The organism is Sphingomonas sp. PvP055 (genome assembly GCF_040546365.1).
GTDB classification, from domain to species: Bacteria; Pseudomonadota; Alphaproteobacteria; order Sphingomonadales; family Sphingomonadaceae; genus Sphingomonas; species Sphingomonas echinoides_A.
In genome coordinates this window covers 283,883-298,544 of record NZ_JBEPNS010000001.1, presented here as the reverse complement: position 1 = coordinate 298,544, position 14,662 = coordinate 283,883, and the positions used below count along the sequence as shown (strand labels likewise).

Here is a 14,662-nt window from a genome sequence, read left to right as displayed (position 1 = left end):
GGCGACCTAGCGAGACGGCATGATACAGTTCGATGTTATCGTCGTTGGAGGCGGTCACGCAGGAACCGAGGCGGCCGCCGCTTCGGCACGGCGCGGCGCGCGCTCGGCGTTGATCAGTTTCGACGCCACCAAGATTGGCGCAATGTCATGCAACCCGGCGATCGGCGGCTTGGGGAAGGGCCATCTCGTTCGCGAAGTCGATGCGTTCGACGGCCTGATCGCGCGCGCGACCGACCAAGCCGGAATCCATTACCGCATGCTCAATCGCAGCAAGGGCGCTGCGGTCCAGGGACCACGCGTCCAGGCCGATCGAAAGCGCTACGCCGCGGCGATCCAGCACATGCTGGCGGACGAACCGTGCCTCGAAATCGTCGTCGGGGAAGTCGTTTCGCTCATCGTTGAACCGGATCATACCGTCGGCGGGGTCATGCTCGCCAATGGGGAAGCGCTGCGCTCGCATGCTGTCGTCCTGGCAACCGGGACGTTCCTCGGCGCGCGAATGTTCTGCGGCGAGGACCGCAGCGCGGGCGGACGGATCGGCGAAGCCGCGGCGTCGGCGCTCGCGACCCAGTTGTACGCCGCGCACCTCCCGATGGCGCGCCTCAAGACCGGAACGCCGCCACGGCTTGATGGTCGGACGATCGATTGGGCCGCCTTGGCGCAGCAACCAAGCGACGAAGATCCGTGGACGATGTCGCCCGAGACGACGCACCGCCACCTCCCACAAGTGCATTGCGCCATCACGCGCACGACGCCCGCGACGCATGACGTCATTCGCTCCGGGCTGGATCGTTCGCCACTGTTCGGAGGCGACATCGCGGGGCAGGGTCCGCGCTATTGTCCGTCGATCGAAGACAAGATCCACCGCTTCGGCGACCGCGACGGGCATCAGATCTTTCTCGAACCCGAAGGCCTCGACGATCACACGATCTACCCCAATGGCATTTCCACGTCGCTGCCGGTCGATATCCAGACGGCGATGATCGCGACGATCCCAGGCCTTGAGCAGGCCCGGATCCTCACCCCCGGCTATGCGGTGGAATATGATCATATCGATCCCCGCGCACTCGAGCCGACGCTCGAAGTCCGCGCGATGCCGGGACTGTTCTGTTGCGGGCAGATCAATGGCACGACCGGTTACGAGGAAGCGGCGGGTCAGGGCCTGCTCGCGGGGATCAACGCTGCGGCAAAAGCGCAGCGCAGCGAGGCCTTGGTGCTCGATCGTGCGTCGAGTTATCTCGGCGTGATGATCGACGATCTCGTGCTGCAAGGGATTACCGAACCGTATCGGATGCTCACCGCACGCGCCGAGTTCAGGCTGCGGCTCCGCGCCGACAATGCGGAAACGCGCTTGTCGTCGATTGCAGAGCGGTTGGGGTGCCTGAGCGAGGGGCGGCGGGCCCGGCTCACGGAACGCCGCGCGCAACGCGCGCATGCTGCCGCGATGCTCGACCGCACCGTATCGAGCGCGGTCCTCCGCGAGCGCGGGGCACCTATCGAACCCGATCCACACGTACGGAGCGGCGCGGAATGGTTGCGCGTAGCGGGTGTCTCGCTCGCGATGGTAGCGCCCGACCTCGCGGCAACGGTGCCCGAGGCGGTGACGTCCGAAGCGGTCGAGGATGCTCGGTACGCGCCCTATGTTGCGCGGCAGGAGCAAGAGGTCATCGCCCTTCGCGCGAACGATACGATCTTCCTGCCGCCCGATTTGGCGTTCGCGGCGATTGCCGGTCTTTCGACCGAGATGATCGAGCGACTGACCATGGCGCGTCCCGCAACGCTCGGCGGGGCAGGGCGCATTCGCGGGATCACGCCTGCCGCGTTGACCGCGATCCTGCTGCATGTGCGAAGGAGGGCCGCATGACCGAAGATGACGCCAAGGCCTGGATCGCGGAACGCCACGGCGCGCCGGCGGTGGATAGGCTGGCGATCCTGGTCGATCACATCGTTGTCGAAACGGTGCGGCAGAATCTGATCGCGCCCTCGACGGTCGAGCACATCTGGGACCGGCACATCGTCGATTCCGCGCAGCTGCTCGCCCATGCGCCAGAGATCGGACATTGGCTCGACGTCGGCAGCGGCGCGGGCTTTCCCGGGATCGTGCTGGCGGTGCTCGGCGCGCACGAAATCACGCTGGTGGAACCCCGGCGTCGGCGCGCGACCTTCCTGTCTGATCTCGTGCAGGCGCTCGACTTGGGGTCGCGCGCGCATGTGCAGTGCGCCCGCGTCGAGACCGTCTCCGTGCCAGCAGACATCATCACCGCGCGCGCCGTGGCGTCGCTCGACAACCTTTTCACTTGGTGCGCGCCGTCTGCCACGCAAAACACTCGCTGGATCTTACCCAAGGGCAAGTCAGCCTTGGAAGAGGTGGCCAGCGCGCAGAAGACATGGCATGGTATGTTTCACGTGGAACATAGCATCACCGACCCAGCGTCGATGATCGTACTCGCATCAGGGGTGACACGTCGATGAACGTCATTGCGGTCGCGAATCAAAAAGGCGGGGTCGGTAAGACCACGACGGCGATCAATCTCGGGACGGCGCTGGCCGCGACCGGACTCCGCGTCTTGCTGCTCGATCTCGATCCGCAGGGGAATGCCTCGACCGGGCTCGGGATCAGCCGGGCCGACCGGCTCCATTCGACCTACGATATCCTGCTCGGCGAGATCACTATCCAGGCAGCGGCGGTGCCGACCTGCGTTCCGCTGCTCGACATCGTCCCTGCGACGGTCGACCTCTCGGGCGCCGAGATCGAACTCGTTGAATATGAGGAACGCACGCACCGGCTGTCGCGGGCGCTGGCTCGGTCGGACCATCGCTGGGACGTCGTCCTGATCGATTGCCCGCCGTCGCTAGGCCTGCTGACGCTCAACGCGCTGGTCGCGAGCAATTCGCTGCTCGTGCCGCTGCAATGCGAGTTCTTCGCGCTCGAGGGGCTCAGCCAGTTGCTCAACACGGTCGAGCGCATCCGTGAGCGCTTCAACCCGGGCCTCTCGATCATGGGGGTCGCCCTGACCATGTACGACCGCCGCAACCGCCTGACCGAACAGGTCGCGAGTGACGTGCGCGCGGTGCTGGGAAAGGTCGTGTTCGAGACCGTGATCCCGCGCAACGTCCGCCTGTCCGAAGCGCCCAGCCATGGGCTTCCGGCCTTGATCTACGACCATCGCTGTCTCGGTTCGGAAGCGTATATCGCGCTTGCCCGCGAGATGATCGATCGCCTTCCGACCCACCAGCCAGCCAGAGCAGCATGACCGACGCACCGACCCCGCTCGCCCGCCCCAAACCGCGCTCCGGCCTTGGGCGCGGCCTCAATGCGCTGATGGGAGACCTTGCGCGCGAGGAGCCGGTTGGCGGGCCACAGCAGGGCACGTCGCCCGGCATCCGGTCGCTCCCCGTCGGATCGTTGACCCCGCATCCCGGCCAGCCGCGTCGCCATTTCGAAGAAAGCGCGCTGGAAGAACTGGCGCAGTCGATCGCACAACGCGGGCTGATCCAGCCGATCGTCGTTCGTCCGCATGGAACGGGCTATCAGATCGTCGCGGGCGAACGCCGCTGGCGCGCCGCGCAGCGCGCGCGGCTGCATGAAGTCCCGGTGATCGTCCGCGATTTCGACGATACCGAGACGCTCGAAGTCGCGCTGGTCGAGAACATCCAGCGGCAGGACCTCAACGCGATCGAAGAAGCCGAGGCGTATCAGCGTCTGATCGAGGACTTCGGGCACACCCAGGAAGCGCTCGGCAAGCTCGTCCACAAGTCGCGCAGCCATATCGCCAACCTGCTGCGATTGCTCGAATTGCCACGGCAGGTGCAGGAGCGCGTGCTGCACGGCGCGCTGACCATGGGGCATGCCCGCGCGTTGATCGGCGCGCCCGACGTCGAGGCGCTGGCGGACAAGGTCGTCGATCGTGGCCTATCAGTGCGCGATACCGAGAAGCTGGTGCGCGCGACCAAGCCCGTCCAGCGGAGCCCAAGCGATGGCGGGGCAGGGCGCGACCCCGATCTCGCGGCGTTGGAGCACCAGCTGGGCGATCTGCTCGGGCTCGGCGTCCGCGTCAGCTACGGGGCGAAGGGCGGGACGTTGACGCTGAGCTATTCCACGCTCGATCAGCTCGACATGGTCTGCCAGCGGCTGACCGGCGACCGCATCTAAGCGCGCGCTAGCCGTTCTGGCGCGCGGCGATCCGCGCGACCGCGACGATCGCGTGATCCGCCAGCACGCTGCCCGCGTTGTTGGGCGCCATCGTCGCGCGTTCTGCGCGGCGCACGCGGTCGATCGCGGCGCTGAGCGCGGGTGCGGACCAGATCCGCAGCGCGCGCGTGGTCGAGGCGCGGTCGCGGAAGAACACGCGCTCCATCACCGAATTGGCGTTCGCGCCCGCATCGATCTCGGCGCGCAGCTCGGCGATCGCCATCAGGCGGCGCACCAATTGCCGCAGCAGTGGTATCGGCGAGCTCCCCGCCACCGCCAGCCGCGCGAGTTCGTCCGCCAGCCGGTCGGGCCCACCGTCGATCGCGGCTTCGATCGCGCGCGAGATTTCGGAATCGCCGAGATCCGCGCCGATCGCATCGAGCGTCGCATCGTCGAGTTCGCGCGGACGTTCGGGCGCGGCATCGAGATACAGCGCGATCTTCTCGAGCTCGCGGCTCATCACCGCGCGGTCGCCGCCCGCCGCCGCGGCGATCCGCGTCGCGGTCGATCCGGTCGTGCGCAGGCCCTGTTCGCGCGCGATGCTGGTGGCGAGCTTGTCCGCTTCGCCCGCATCGGGGACGTAGAATGCACAGACCATCGCGCGCGGGTCGGCAGTGGCGAGCTTGACCAATCCCGACGACGCCTTGGCGCCGGGCGAAATGACGACGACGGGATTGCCGCTGCGTTCAGCCGCCAGCAGTGCGGTGCACGCCGCGACGCTCTCCTCGCCCGCGCCGGCGACGCGGATATGCCGCGCGGTCCCGAACAGCGACAGCGACGCCGCTTCGTCGGGGAGCAGGCCGGGGTTGGCCTTGAGCTGGCTCGGTTCGAGGTCGACGCGTTCGGCATCGGACCCGAGCGCACGCGCGAGGCGGTTCGCCACGTCGCGCGCCCCCGCTTCGTCCGGGCCATAGAGGACGTAGAGCCGGATATCGGGGCTGACCGCGTCGACCGCGCGGACGATCTGGTTGAGATTGGCTTTCATGTTCCGTGCGGCTGCACCGCGTCAGCGCGCCGCACGGTCTTCCGATCGGCTGACATAGGTGGCGACGCGCGTGATGATCTGGTCCGCGACGATTTGCGAGAGCCGTTCGAGCGCGGTGTTTTCCGCGGCGATCGTGCCATATTCCGAGCGGACCGAGTCGATCCCCGCATCCGAGCGCGCAGCGGCGTCGAGCAGCACTGCGCCGTTGCTGAGATCGACCAGCTGGTAGCGCGCGCGCAAGGTCCGCCGTTCACGCGAAATACTGTCGTCGCGTCGGATCCCGAGGCCGATGATCCGGTCGTCGAGCTTCACTTCGAGCCGGTAGCGCGCCGCGCCGCCTGGCGTGGTGTGGAGCCGGTCGCGCAGCGCGTTCGCGGTCAGCCACCCGGCCTTGCCCTCGATCGGCGCGACATCGACTTGCGCGAGCGTCGTCGCGACCGTGCCCGAGCTCCCGCCCGAATAGAGCGGATGCAGACCACAGCCCGCCAGCGTGACCGCAGCGCCCGCACAGGCGATGAGGGTGCGCAGGCGGGTCATGCGACGATGTTCACGAGGCGATCCGGCACGACGATGACCTTTCGCGGGGCTTTGCCCTCGAGCGCGCGGACGATCTTGTCCGAGGCGAGCGCGGCGGCTTCCACGTCTTCGCGCGGCATGCCCTTTGCTACAACCAGCGTATCGCGGAGCTTGCCGTTGATCTGGATCGCGATCGTGACTTCGTCCTCGACCAGCAGCGCGGCGTTGACCTCGGGCCACGGCGCGTCGGCGATCAGGCCTTCGTTCCCGGCAGCAGCCCAGGCTTCCTCGGCGATATGCGGCGCCATCGGCGCGACGAGCCGCATCAGCGTCGCGATCGCGGTGTCGCGCGACGCGGAGGGCGCGGCGCGTTCGATCGCATTGACCAGCTCGAACAGCTTGGCGACCGCCTTGTTGAAAGCGAGTGCTTCGATGTCGACCGCGATGCCCGCGATCGTCTGGTGGAGCTTGCGGTCGAGCGGGGCGTCGACCGTGCTGGCCTCGCCGCTCTTGTCGCCGTCGAACAACCGCCACACGCGCTGGATGAAGCGCCACGAGCCCTCGATCCCGCTTTCGCTCCACGGCAAGTCGCGCTCGGGCGGGGAGTCGGACAGCATGAACCAGCGTGTCGCGTCCGCACCATATTGGTCGACGATGCCGGTCGGGTCGACGGTGTTCTTCTTCGACTTCGACATCTTCTCGATGCGGCCGACCGTGACCGCCTCGCCGGTCGCGCGCTCGACATAGCCGTCGCCGCGCTTGTCGATGTCGTCGAGCGACAGCCACAAGGGCTTGGTGATCGTGTCGGTGCCGTCGGTGCCAACCTCAGTCACTTGGCGGCTGTAGGTCTCGTGCGTGACCATCCCCTGCGTGAACAGACCGGCGAACGGCTCCGCCACGTCGAGCATCCCGATATGCCGCAACGCGCGCGTCCAGAAGCGCGCGTAGAGCAAGTGGAGGATCGCATGTTCCACGCCGCCGATATATTGCGCGACCGGCAGCCATTGCTCGGCGACTGCGCGGTCGAACGGCTTGTCCTTGGGCTGGCTGGCGAAGCGAATGAAATACCAGGAGGAATCGACGAACGTGTCGAGCGTGTCGGTCTCGCGCCGCGCCGCAGCGCCGCAGGACGGGCAGGGGACGTTCTTCCACGTCGGATGCCGGTCGAGCGGGTTGCCGGGGATGTCGAAGCTGACGTCCTCGGGCAGCACGACCGGGAGCTGGTCCGCGGGGACCGGCACCGCGCCGCACGCGTCGCAATGGATGATCGGGATCGGCGTGCCCCAATAGCGCTGGCGGCTGACACCCCAGTCGCGCAGGCGGAACACGGTCGATCCGGTGCCCCAGCCGCCATCCTCGGCACGCGTGATGACCGCGCGCTTGGCGTCCTCGATGTCCATGCCGTCGAGAAAGTGCGAATTCACCAGCGTGCCGGGGCCGGTGTAAGCGGTGTTCCCGGTAAACAGCGGATCGGTGACGTCGCCGTCGGACACGACGCGACGGACGGGCAGATCGTACTTGCGCGCGAAATCGAGATCGCGCTGGTCGTGCGCTGGAACGCCGAACACCGCGCCGGTGCCATATTCCATCAGCACGAAGTTCGCGATGTAGACTGGGAGCTGCAGGTCGGGATCGAACGGATGCTGCGCGGTCAGCCCGGTGTCGAACCCGAGCTTTTCCTGCGTGTCCATTTCCGCCGCAGTGGTGCCACCGCGCTTGCACAGCGCGATGAACTCGGCCGCTTCAGGGCTACGCTCGGCGAGCGCCTGCGCGATCGGGTGATCCGCCGCGACCGCGACGAAGCTCGACCCGAACATCGTGTCGGGGCGGGTGGTGAACACCTCAACCGACCCGCCATCAGAAAGTTGGAAGCGGAACTGCAACCCGCGGCTGCGCCCGATCCAATTCTCCTGCATCAGCTTGACCTTGTCTGGCCAATGCTCGAGCGCGCCCAGCCCTTCGAGCAGCTCGTCCGCAAAATCGGTGATCTTCAAGAACCACTGCGACAGCTTGCGCCGCTCGACCAAAGCGCCCGAGCGCCAGCCGCGCCCGTCGATCACCTGTTCGTTGGCGAGTACGGTCATGTCGACCGGATCCCAATTGACCGAGCTTTCCTTGCGATAGACGAGGCCGTGGCGGAACAGCTCGAGGAACAACGCCTGCTCGTGCCCGTAATACTCCGGCTCGCACGTTGCCAGTTCGCGCGTCCAGTCGAGCGCAAAGCCAAGCCGCTTCAACTGCGCCTTCATCGTGGCGATATTGTCGCGCGTCCAGCCGCCCGGATGGACGCCCTTTTCCATCGCCGCATTCTCGGCGGGCATGCCGAACGCGTCCCAGCCCATCGCGGTGGAGGACTTCCATCCCCTGCATCCGGCGGAACCGCGCGAGCACGTCGCCCATCGTATAGTTGCGGACGTGCCCCATGTGAATCTTCCCCGACGGATAGGGGAACATTTCAAGAACATAGGATCGCGGCTTGGGACTGTCGTCACGCGCGGCGAAGGTGCGGCGGTCGTCCCACACCTTCTGCCAGGCCGCGTCCGCTTTCAGCGCATTGAAGCGTGACGCCATCGGTTGGGTATTCCTATTGGGTTACGGCAGCGCGGCGCAGATCGCGGGCGCGCGTGAGGATGATGTCTTCGAGCTTCTGGACGGTCGACGCCTGCACCGGCGCCGCGACCCACTGGCCGCCCTGGTTGACCTGGCGGAGCGAGGCGACGCGCAGGCCGTCGGCGCGCAGATCCTGGTCGAGGATCGTCACCGTCACCTTGACGCGCTCGGTCGGCGCGGCGGGGTTGATGTACCAGTCGGTGACGATCACGCCGCCGTTGGAATCGGTCTGCAGCAACGGCATGAAGCTCAGCGTATCGAGGCTCGCGCGCCACAGATAGGCGTTGACGCCGATCGTCGTGACCTTCGATGCCGCGAGGTCCGCGTTCTGCGGACGCCCCCCCTTGTGACCGCACGCCCCGAGCGCGAGCGGAGCGATGAGCGCGAGCGAAAGCAGAATCGCAGTGCGGGGGCGGCGGATCATCGGCTGTTCCTGAACAAATCGGAGTGTCGGGGGTTCGGGCGATATCTATAGAATGTCCGGCGTTTGTCGCAAGCAGGACCTCGGCCGTTCCATAGTGTGTCCTTGACGACACTGTCGCTAGAAAATGAGTCGGAATGGTGGCGTTACCGGATTGAATCGTGGTAGCCGCCTCGCAACATGATAGTGCCGTACAGGTACACATGAAGGGGTCTGAAGTGTCGCTTGGTCGTTGGATGTCAGGGATTGCTGTGGGGGCGTTCGTCGCTCTCGGCATCTCCGTGGCTCCGGCACTTGGCGCCAGCGACTCGCCCGCACCGCGGATCAACCCGCGCCACAGCGTGCAACTGGTGCGCGGTCTCGGATCGTTCACGCCCGCCTCGGCGGACCCTCGGCTTGCGGCAATGTTCGCGCGCGGCGGACTCGACACCAGCGGCTTCCGCTTCACGCCCTCCGACACGCGTCGCGAAGGCAATCGCGCGGTGACCGTCGCGGTCCAGGCGCGCTCCGCGCGCGGCGTGATCGCGCGCACCGACCGCGCCTCGCCGATTCCGGCGTCGACGGTCGCGCTGACGCCGATCGCCTATAACCTCGGTGTCGCGGTCGGCTGGAAGCGGCTCGCGGTCTCGGGGGATGTCGCCAAGGTCGATCTCGCCGGCATGCCGGGCAGCCGCGAAGCCGCTGATATCGGCGTGAGCTATACCGGCAAGCGGTTCTCGGGTCGCGTCAACGCGATGGCGGATCGCCCGCTGGCGAATGGTCCGAAGCTGATCGAGGTTCCGGAAGCCTATTCGCTCGACGTGGCTGGGTCCTATTCGCTGACGCGTCGCCTCGATGTGACCGCGGGCGTCCGCTACAAGACCGAGCGCGATCGCCTGATGCAGCAGTCCGACGACCGCCGCGACAGCCAGGCCGTCTATATCGGGACCGCGTTCCGCTTCTGACGTTCGGGCGAGCGCTGACTCGCCTCGCCTAGCGCCGCTTCGGTGTCAGCGCATCGATCGCCGCCCACCCCAAGAACCCCATCGCCCGCAACCGCCGAAACCGCGCGCGCGTCATTCCCCCCAAGGCAATCGCGGGCAGACCCACCGCACGCGCGATCATCGCCGCGCGCAACGGGCCCAGGGAAGGCGCACCCGGGTGCGTCCGGGTCGGATAGACCGGCGAGACGAACACCAGCGCCGCCCCCGCCCGGCGCGCGGCAATCCCTTCGCGCACCGAATGCGCCCGCCCGATCCGCACCGGCGCATCGCGCGGCGTGGCCTCATCGACCAGCACGAGCCCGCGCCGCCGCGCCACACGCGCGATGCGGGCTTTCAGATCGGCGCGCGCGAGCGCCGGCAGGTCATGATGCCGCAGCACGATCCCGCTACCCCGCGGCAGCCGCGCCAGCGCCGGCCACAGCCCCGTGCCCATCCGCGCATCGGTCATCAGCCAAAGTGCGGGAAGCGGGCGATCGCTGGATCGGACGGGGTGACGAACGGCCATCACACCGCCTATAGCGCGCCCCATGTCGACCGCCCATCCCGCCACCCCCGCCGCCCGTCTTGCCGGCATCACCGCCAGCATCGCGCATTCTGCCGAACTGGCGGGTCGCAAGCCCGAATCCGTAACGCTGATCGCCGTGTCCAAGACGAAGAGCGCGGCGGAGATCACGCCGCTGCTCGACGCCGGACAGCGTGCGTTCGGGGAAAACCGCGTGCAGGAAGCGCAGGAGAAATGGCCTGCCTTGCGCGAAGCCTATCCCGACGTTCAGCTCCACCTCGTCGGCCAGTTGCAATCGAACAAGGCGGAAGATGCGGTCGCGCTGTTCGACGCGGTTCATTCGGTCGACCGCGTGTCGCTGGTGACCGCGCTGGGCAAGGCGATCGACAAGCTCGGGCGGCGCCCGGCGTGCTTCCTCCAGGTCAATATCGGCGACGAAGCGCAGAAGGGCGGCTGCGCCATCGCCGCGCTGCCCGATCTGATCGCTGCCGCGCGCGCGGCGGATCTGCCCGTCGCCGGGTTGATGGCGGTTCCCCCCGCCGACACCGAGGCGGCACCCTATTTCGCGTTGCTGGCCAAGCTGGCGCGCGACCACGGGCTCGACGCGCTCAGCATGGGCATGTCGAGCGATTATGAAACCGCGGTGATGCTCGGCGCGACGCATGTCCGCGTCGGCACTGCCCTGTTCGGAGAACGAACATGAAATTGCTCGGAGAACGCGCATGAAGGTCGATGGCCTGATTTTCGATTTTGACGGCGTGCTGATCGAAAGCGAGTCGGTCGGCAACAGCCATATCGCGGCGTATCTCACCGCGATCGGCCACCCGACGACCGCGGAGGACAGCTATGCCAATTTCATGGGGCTGTCGGGCCCGCAGTTCATCAGCGCACTCGAACAATGGATCGAACGACCGTTGCCCGAGGACTTCCACGCGCATCGCGCGATCGAGGACGACAGGGCGATGCGCGAGGGCGTCGGCGCGGTCGAAGGCGCGGTGCGCTTTATCGAGAGCCTGCCTGCCGATCTGCCCAAGGCGATCGCCTCGTCGAGCTCGACGGAATGGATCCAGCGCCATCTCGAGCATATCGGGCTGGAGGGTGCGTTCGGCGACCACATCTATTCGGGCAAGGAGCATGTCGCCAACGGCAAGCCCGCGCCCGACCTGTATCTGTACGCGGCGCAGGCGATCGGCGTGGATATAGCGCGCTGCGCGATCCTCGAGGATTCCCCCGTTGGCGCGACCGGGGCAGTTGCTTCGGGCGCGCACGTCATCGGGTTCGTCGGCGGGTCGCATTGCGGGCCCGACCATGCCGAGCGGCTGCGGTCGATCGGGGTGCGGGACATCGCGGAGGATTTCGACGCGGTACGGCGCTTGCTCGGGTAAGCGACCGCCCTCAACCCCCGCCGGCAACCCGCTAGAACTGGTGCCCCGTCCGATCGCGCTTGGTCGCGAGATAGCGTTCGTTGTGCGGGTTCGCGGGCAGGATGTGCGGCACGCGCTCCGACACCGCGATCCCCGCGGCCTCGAGCTGCGCGACCTTCTGCGGGTTGTTGGTCAGCAACCGCACGCGCGGCTGCCCGAGCAGCGCGAGCATCCGCGCCGCCACCGCGAAATTGCGCGAATCCACCGCAAAGCCGAGCCGCGTGTTCGCATCCACCGTGTCGAACCCCTGGTCCTGCAGCGCATAGGCGCGCAGCTTGTTGATCAACCCGATCCCGCGCCCTTCCTGCCGCAGGTACAGCACGATGCCCCAACCGCTCTGGCGGATCGCGCGGATCGCCCCGTCGAGCTGCGGCCCGCAATCGCATTTCAGGCTGCCGAGCACGTCGCCGGTGAAGCATTCGCTGTGAAGCCGCACCAGCGGCGTGCTGCCGTCGGGCGTGCCGATCAGCAACGCGATATGCTCGCCGGGCATTTCCGGGGTCCGGAACGCAACGATCTCGGCATCCTCGGCGTCCACCACGGGGAGGTGCGCGCGAGTCGCGATCGCCAGCCGCGCGGCATCCTCATGCGCGACGATGTCGCCGGGCGTGAGGACGAGCGCCGCCTGTTGGTCGGGCAGCGCGAAATAGGCCGGAAGCACCCCGCCCAGCCGCGCCAGCGTCAACGCGGTGGTCGCGGCCTCCTGCGCGAGGACCGGGAGCGCGCGGAACGGCCCCTTGAACGGCGTCGCGAGATCGAACTGCGGATCGGACAGCGCAGTCGCCGCCGCGAAATCGACCCACGGCGCGCGCTCGATCAGCACGGGCGCATCGGGTTCGGCGGCCTCGCGCTGGTTGGCGAGCTTGAGCGTCGCGGCGCGCCCCGCCGACAGCAGCACCGGCGCGACCCCCGCGGGGTCGAACGCCGCCAGCCGCACCGGATCGGCGGTCTCGATCGGCAACAGCGCAAGCGTCCCATCCGCGCCTGCGATCGCGATCGGCCAGCCGCGCCGCAGCGCGTCCATCGCAAGCGCGGTCTTGTGCGCGTCCCCCGCAGTGGTGATCACAAGGCAAATTCTGTCATGATGGGCACATGGTCGGAGGGTTTCAGCCAGCTACGGCATTCTTCGTACACATGGTGCCGAATCGCGGTCGCCGCAACATCCGCAGTCGCCCACATATGGTCGAGCCGCCGCCCGCGATCGTTGACGGTCCAGTCGGCCGAGCGATAGCTCCACCAGGTATGGAGCCGCGCGGGGGCGGGGTAAAAATGCCGCCCGAGATCGACCCAGCTGTTCGACGCCTTCAACCGGTCGAGCGTATCGACTTCGATCGGGGTATGGCTGACCACGCCCAAAAGCTGCTTGTGCCCCCACACGTCCGACGGGAGCGGTGCGATGTTGAGATCGCCGACCAGCAGCGTGGGGCCGGTGAGTCCCGTCGACCAGTCGATCATCCGGTCGAGAAAATCGAGCTTTTGCCCGAACTTGGGGTTCTCTTCACGGTCGGGTACGTCGCCGCCTGCGGGCACGTAGACATTCTCGATCCGCATCCCGTTCTCGAGCCGGACCCCGACATGGCGCGCTTCGCGATTGGCCTGCCAGTCGAACCGGTCGTCCTCCGCCAGCGGCACGCGCGACAGGATCGCGACGCCGTGGTGCATCCGCTGGCCGTGGAGCACGATATGCTTGTACCCGAGCGCGCGGAACGCCGCGACGGGGAAGTCGCCGTCGATCACCTTGGTCTCTTGCAGGCACAGGATATCGGGCTGAGCCTCGCGCAGGAATCGTTCGACGATTTCGATGCGGAAACGCACGGAATTGATATTCCACGAAACGATCTTGAGGGCGCTCATCCGGAGTGTGTAGCTGCGCTACGGCGGCTACGCCAGTCGGCGTACGGTGCGGGCGTCTTCCGGGGGATTTCAAAAGGAAAGGCCCCCGCTCCGGGGGCATGGAGCGAGGGCCGACCTAGCGTTCGTCACGCAGGCGGGAAGTGGTGCGTTCGGGCAACAGGGGGAAAAATCCCGATCCACCCCACATCCGCAAGGACGCTTTTAGGCTTCCAAACCTGTCGCCAATATGAATGGCTCACTTTTTTCCGGTGGCGCGGACCGGATCGTTCCACTTGAACGCATTGTCCGCGATCGGACCGTTGAACTTCTGGTTCGACAGTTTGACCGTCGTCCGGTTGTTCTGCGAATCGAGCGTGACCCAGCCTTGCAGCATCAGCCCGTTGGGCGCGGCGGGACTGCGCTTGAAGACCAGGTTGATCCGGCCATATTCGGGGTGCTTGGGGTCCGCCGCATCGACCGAGACGAGCTCGGGATTGCCTGCGGGCACGACGGTCGCAATCTTGCTCATGTCGCGCGACGGATCGAGCAGGATGCCGAGCGGGGATCCGCCGATCGGCCAGCGCTGCTTCTGCCCGACCGAGTAATCGAGGAACCACAGCGACTTGCCATCCGCGACGATCAGGATCGGCACGCCCTTTTCATATTGGAAGCGGATCTTGCCGGGCTGCTTGAGCGTCAGCGTACCCGTCAGCACCTTCCCCGACCGATCGGTCTGCGCGAAATCGGCGGTCATCGATTTGACCGCCTGGAGGTGCTTCTGCACCAGCGTCAGGTCCGCAGACGGTGCCGCGACCGCAATGGCGGGGGCGGCGAGGAAGGGCACGAGAAGGGCATAACGAAGGGACACGAAAGATTCTCCTGACACGGGGGCTGGGGGGCTCCCGTCTGATAAAGAGGCGCTTCCCCGATGAAGACCGGGGCCGTGCAGAACTGGCTACCGTAACGCGCGCAGCACCCGCTTCTATCCGCGCGCGCCTGAACCCGAGCCTTGGCCGGGGAAGCGCGCCCATCAAATGTAGTAAACGCTTTAAGCCAGCGAGCGCTTTAATGCGCCGTGAACCAGACCGTTTCGCGTGTTCCTGCGAAAGCAGGAACCCAGAGTCGCGCAGAACTACAGCGGTTGGCGCGCGGGGCTCTGGACTCCTGCTTTCGCAGGAGAACACGGGACGCTGCAC

15 protein-coding genes and 1 pseudogene are annotated in these 14,662 nt (G+C 67.0%); 7 read left to right on the top strand and 9 right to left on the bottom strand.

Annotation, left to right across the window (positions count from 1 at the left end):
- Window positions 1-19: 19 nt before the first annotated feature.
- Genes mnmG through ABIC16_RS01450 form a run of 4 tightly spaced genes read left to right on the top strand, consistent with a single transcriptional unit; the run spans window position 20 to window position 4,153 of the window.
- The gene (mnmG, locus tag ABIC16_RS01465) at window positions 20-1,864 is read left to right on the top strand and encodes a tRNA uridine-5-carboxymethylaminomethyl(34) synthesis enzyme MnmG (protein WP_354289780.1); all 1,845 of its coding nucleotides are present in this window, start codon (window positions 20-22) and stop codon (window positions 1,862-1,864) included.
- A complete protein-coding gene (gene rsmG, locus ABIC16_RS01460; protein WP_354289779.1) occupies window positions 1,861-2,472 on the top strand; it encodes a 16S rRNA (guanine(527)-N(7))-methyltransferase RsmG in 612 nt (203 codons plus the stop codon). The genes mnmG and rsmG overlap by 4 nt, the downstream gene beginning before the upstream one ends.
- The gene (locus ABIC16_RS01455; RefSeq protein WP_354289778.1) at window positions 2,469-3,254 is read left to right on the top strand and encodes a ParA family protein; all 786 of its coding nucleotides are present in this window, start codon (window positions 2,469-2,471) and stop codon (window positions 3,252-3,254) included. Before rsmG ends, ABIC16_RS01455 begins: the two co-directional genes overlap by 4 nt.
- Window positions 3,251-4,153 (top strand): ParB/RepB/Spo0J family partition protein, encoded by a 903-nt coding sequence (locus ABIC16_RS01450; RefSeq protein ID WP_277969833.1) that lies wholly within the window; start codon window positions 3,251-3,253, stop codon window positions 4,151-4,153. Before ABIC16_RS01455 ends, ABIC16_RS01450 begins: the two co-directional genes overlap by 4 nt.
- A 7-nt stretch (window positions 4,154-4,160) precedes the next feature.
- Here ABIC16_RS01450 and holA read toward each other — a convergent pair whose 3' ends face one another.
- The 5 genes and pseudogenes from holA to ABIC16_RS01430 all read right to left on the bottom strand — a co-directional run bounded on the left by holA (window position 4,161) and on the right by ABIC16_RS01430 (window position 8,727).
- The gene (gene holA, locus ABIC16_RS01445) at window positions 4,161-5,177 is read right to left on the bottom strand and encodes a DNA polymerase III subunit delta (RefSeq protein ID WP_354289777.1); all 1,017 of its coding nucleotides are present in this window, start codon (window positions 5,175-5,177) and stop codon (window positions 4,161-4,163) included.
- Between the two features lie 21 nt (window positions 5,178-5,198).
- Entirely contained in the window at window positions 5,199-5,714 is a 516-nt protein-coding gene (gene lptE, locus ABIC16_RS01440) for an LPS assembly lipoprotein LptE (protein WP_277969835.1), read from the bottom strand.
- Entirely contained in the window at window positions 5,711-7,993 is a 2,283-nt protein-coding gene (gene leuS, locus ABIC16_RS01435; RefSeq protein ID WP_502958273.1) for a leucine--tRNA ligase, read from the bottom strand. The genes lptE and leuS overlap by 4 nt, the downstream gene beginning before the upstream one ends.
- Before the next feature lie 94 nt (window positions 7,994-8,087).
- Window positions 8,088-8,264, bottom strand: a pseudogene (locus ABIC16_RS21145) (hypothetical protein); the annotation flags it as partial.
- Between the two features lie 13 nt (window positions 8,265-8,277).
- Window positions 8,278-8,727, bottom strand: coding sequence for a DUF3576 domain-containing protein (locus ABIC16_RS01430; RefSeq protein ID WP_277969837.1), 450 nt, complete (start codon window positions 8,725-8,727; stop codon window positions 8,278-8,280).
- 233 nt (window positions 8,728-8,960) lie between these two features.
- Between ABIC16_RS01430 and ABIC16_RS01425 the strand changes: the two genes are divergently transcribed.
- Complete coding sequence (locus ABIC16_RS01425; protein ID WP_277969843.1) at window positions 8,961-9,668, top strand: hypothetical protein; 708 nt, start codon at window positions 8,961-8,963, stop codon at window positions 9,666-9,668.
- A 28-nt stretch (window positions 9,669-9,696) separates the two neighbouring features.
- On the opposite strand, the gene ABIC16_RS01420 is transcribed toward ABIC16_RS01425, so the two are convergent.
- Window positions 9,697-10,212, bottom strand: coding sequence for a thiamine phosphate synthase (locus tag ABIC16_RS01420; protein WP_354289776.1), 516 nt, complete (start codon window positions 10,210-10,212; stop codon window positions 9,697-9,699).
- 22 nt (window positions 10,213-10,234) lie between these two features.
- On the opposite strand from ABIC16_RS01420, the gene ABIC16_RS01415 reads away from it, so the two are divergent.
- Window positions 10,235-10,912: a YggS family pyridoxal phosphate-dependent enzyme gene (locus tag ABIC16_RS01415; protein WP_354289775.1), complete on the top strand. Its 678-nt coding sequence runs from the start codon at window positions 10,235-10,237 to the stop codon at window positions 10,910-10,912.
- 19 nt (window positions 10,913-10,931) lie between these two features.
- Window positions 10,932-11,594 carry an HAD family hydrolase gene (locus ABIC16_RS01410; RefSeq protein ID WP_354289774.1) on the top strand — a complete coding sequence of 221 codons (663 nt, stop codon included), beginning with the start codon at window positions 10,932-10,934 and terminating at the stop codon, window positions 11,592-11,594.
- A gap of 31 nt (window positions 11,595-11,625) precedes the next feature.
- On the opposite strand, the gene ribA is transcribed toward ABIC16_RS01410, so the two are convergent.
- The 3 genes from ribA to ABIC16_RS01395 all read right to left on the bottom strand — a co-directional run bounded on the left by ribA (window position 11,626) and on the right by ABIC16_RS01395 (window position 14,334).
- Window positions 11,626-12,657, bottom strand: a complete 1,032-nt coding sequence (ribA, locus tag ABIC16_RS01405; protein ID WP_277971505.1) for a GTP cyclohydrolase II — start codon at window positions 12,655-12,657, stop codon at window positions 11,626-11,628.
- Window positions 12,658-12,695: 38 nt separating this feature from the next.
- Window positions 12,696-13,487, bottom strand: coding sequence for an exodeoxyribonuclease III (locus ABIC16_RS01400; protein WP_354289773.1), 792 nt, complete (start codon window positions 13,485-13,487; stop codon window positions 12,696-12,698).
- 235 nt (window positions 13,488-13,722) lie between these two features.
- On the bottom strand, window positions 13,723-14,334 hold the full coding sequence (locus tag ABIC16_RS01395) for a LolA family protein (protein ID WP_354289772.1): 612 nt from the start codon (window positions 14,332-14,334) through the stop codon (window positions 13,723-13,725).
- Window positions 14,335-14,662 lie beyond the last annotated feature (328 nt).

Coding starts and splice junctions, on each gene's coding strand:
- mnmG (WP_354289780.1), top strand. CDS start 20: ATGATACAGTTCGATGTTATCGTCGTTGGAGGCGGTCACGCAGGAACC.
- rsmG (WP_354289779.1), top strand. CDS start 1,861: ATGACCGAAGATGACGCCAAGGCCTGGATCGCGGAACGCCACGGCGCG.
- ABIC16_RS01455 (WP_354289778.1), top strand. CDS start 2,469: ATGAACGTCATTGCGGTCGCGAATCAAAAAGGCGGGGTCGGTAAGACC.
- ABIC16_RS01450 (WP_277969833.1), top strand. CDS start 3,251: ATGACCGACGCACCGACCCCGCTCGCCCGCCCCAAACCGCGCTCCGGC.
- holA (WP_354289777.1), bottom strand. CDS start 5,177: ATGAAAGCCAATCTCAACCAGATCGTCCGCGCGGTCGACGCGGTCAGC.
- lptE (WP_277969835.1), bottom strand. CDS start 5,714: ATGACCCGCCTGCGCACCCTCATCGCCTGTGCGGGCGCTGCGGTCACG.
- leuS (WP_502958273.1), bottom strand. CDS start 7,993: ATGGAAAAGGGCGTCCATCCGGGCGGCTGGACGCGCGACAATATCGCC.
- ABIC16_RS01430 (WP_277969837.1), bottom strand. CDS start 8,727: ATGATCCGCCGCCCCCGCACTGCGATTCTGCTTTCGCTCGCGCTCATC.
- ABIC16_RS01425 (WP_277969843.1), top strand. CDS start 8,961: ATGTCAGGGATTGCTGTGGGGGCGTTCGTCGCTCTCGGCATCTCCGTG.
- ABIC16_RS01420 (WP_354289776.1), bottom strand. CDS start 10,212: ATGGCCGTTCGTCACCCCGTCCGATCCAGCGATCGCCCGCTTCCCGCA.
- ABIC16_RS01415 (WP_354289775.1), top strand. CDS start 10,235: ATGTCGACCGCCCATCCCGCCACCCCCGCCGCCCGTCTTGCCGGCATC.
- ABIC16_RS01410 (WP_354289774.1), top strand. CDS start 10,932: ATGAAGGTCGATGGCCTGATTTTCGATTTTGACGGCGTGCTGATCGAA.
- ribA (WP_277971505.1), bottom strand. CDS start 12,657: ATGGACGCGCTGCGGCGCGGCTGGCCGATCGCGATCGCAGGCGCGGAT.
- ABIC16_RS01400 (WP_354289773.1), bottom strand. CDS start 13,487: ATGAGCGCCCTCAAGATCGTTTCGTGGAATATCAATTCCGTGCGTTTC.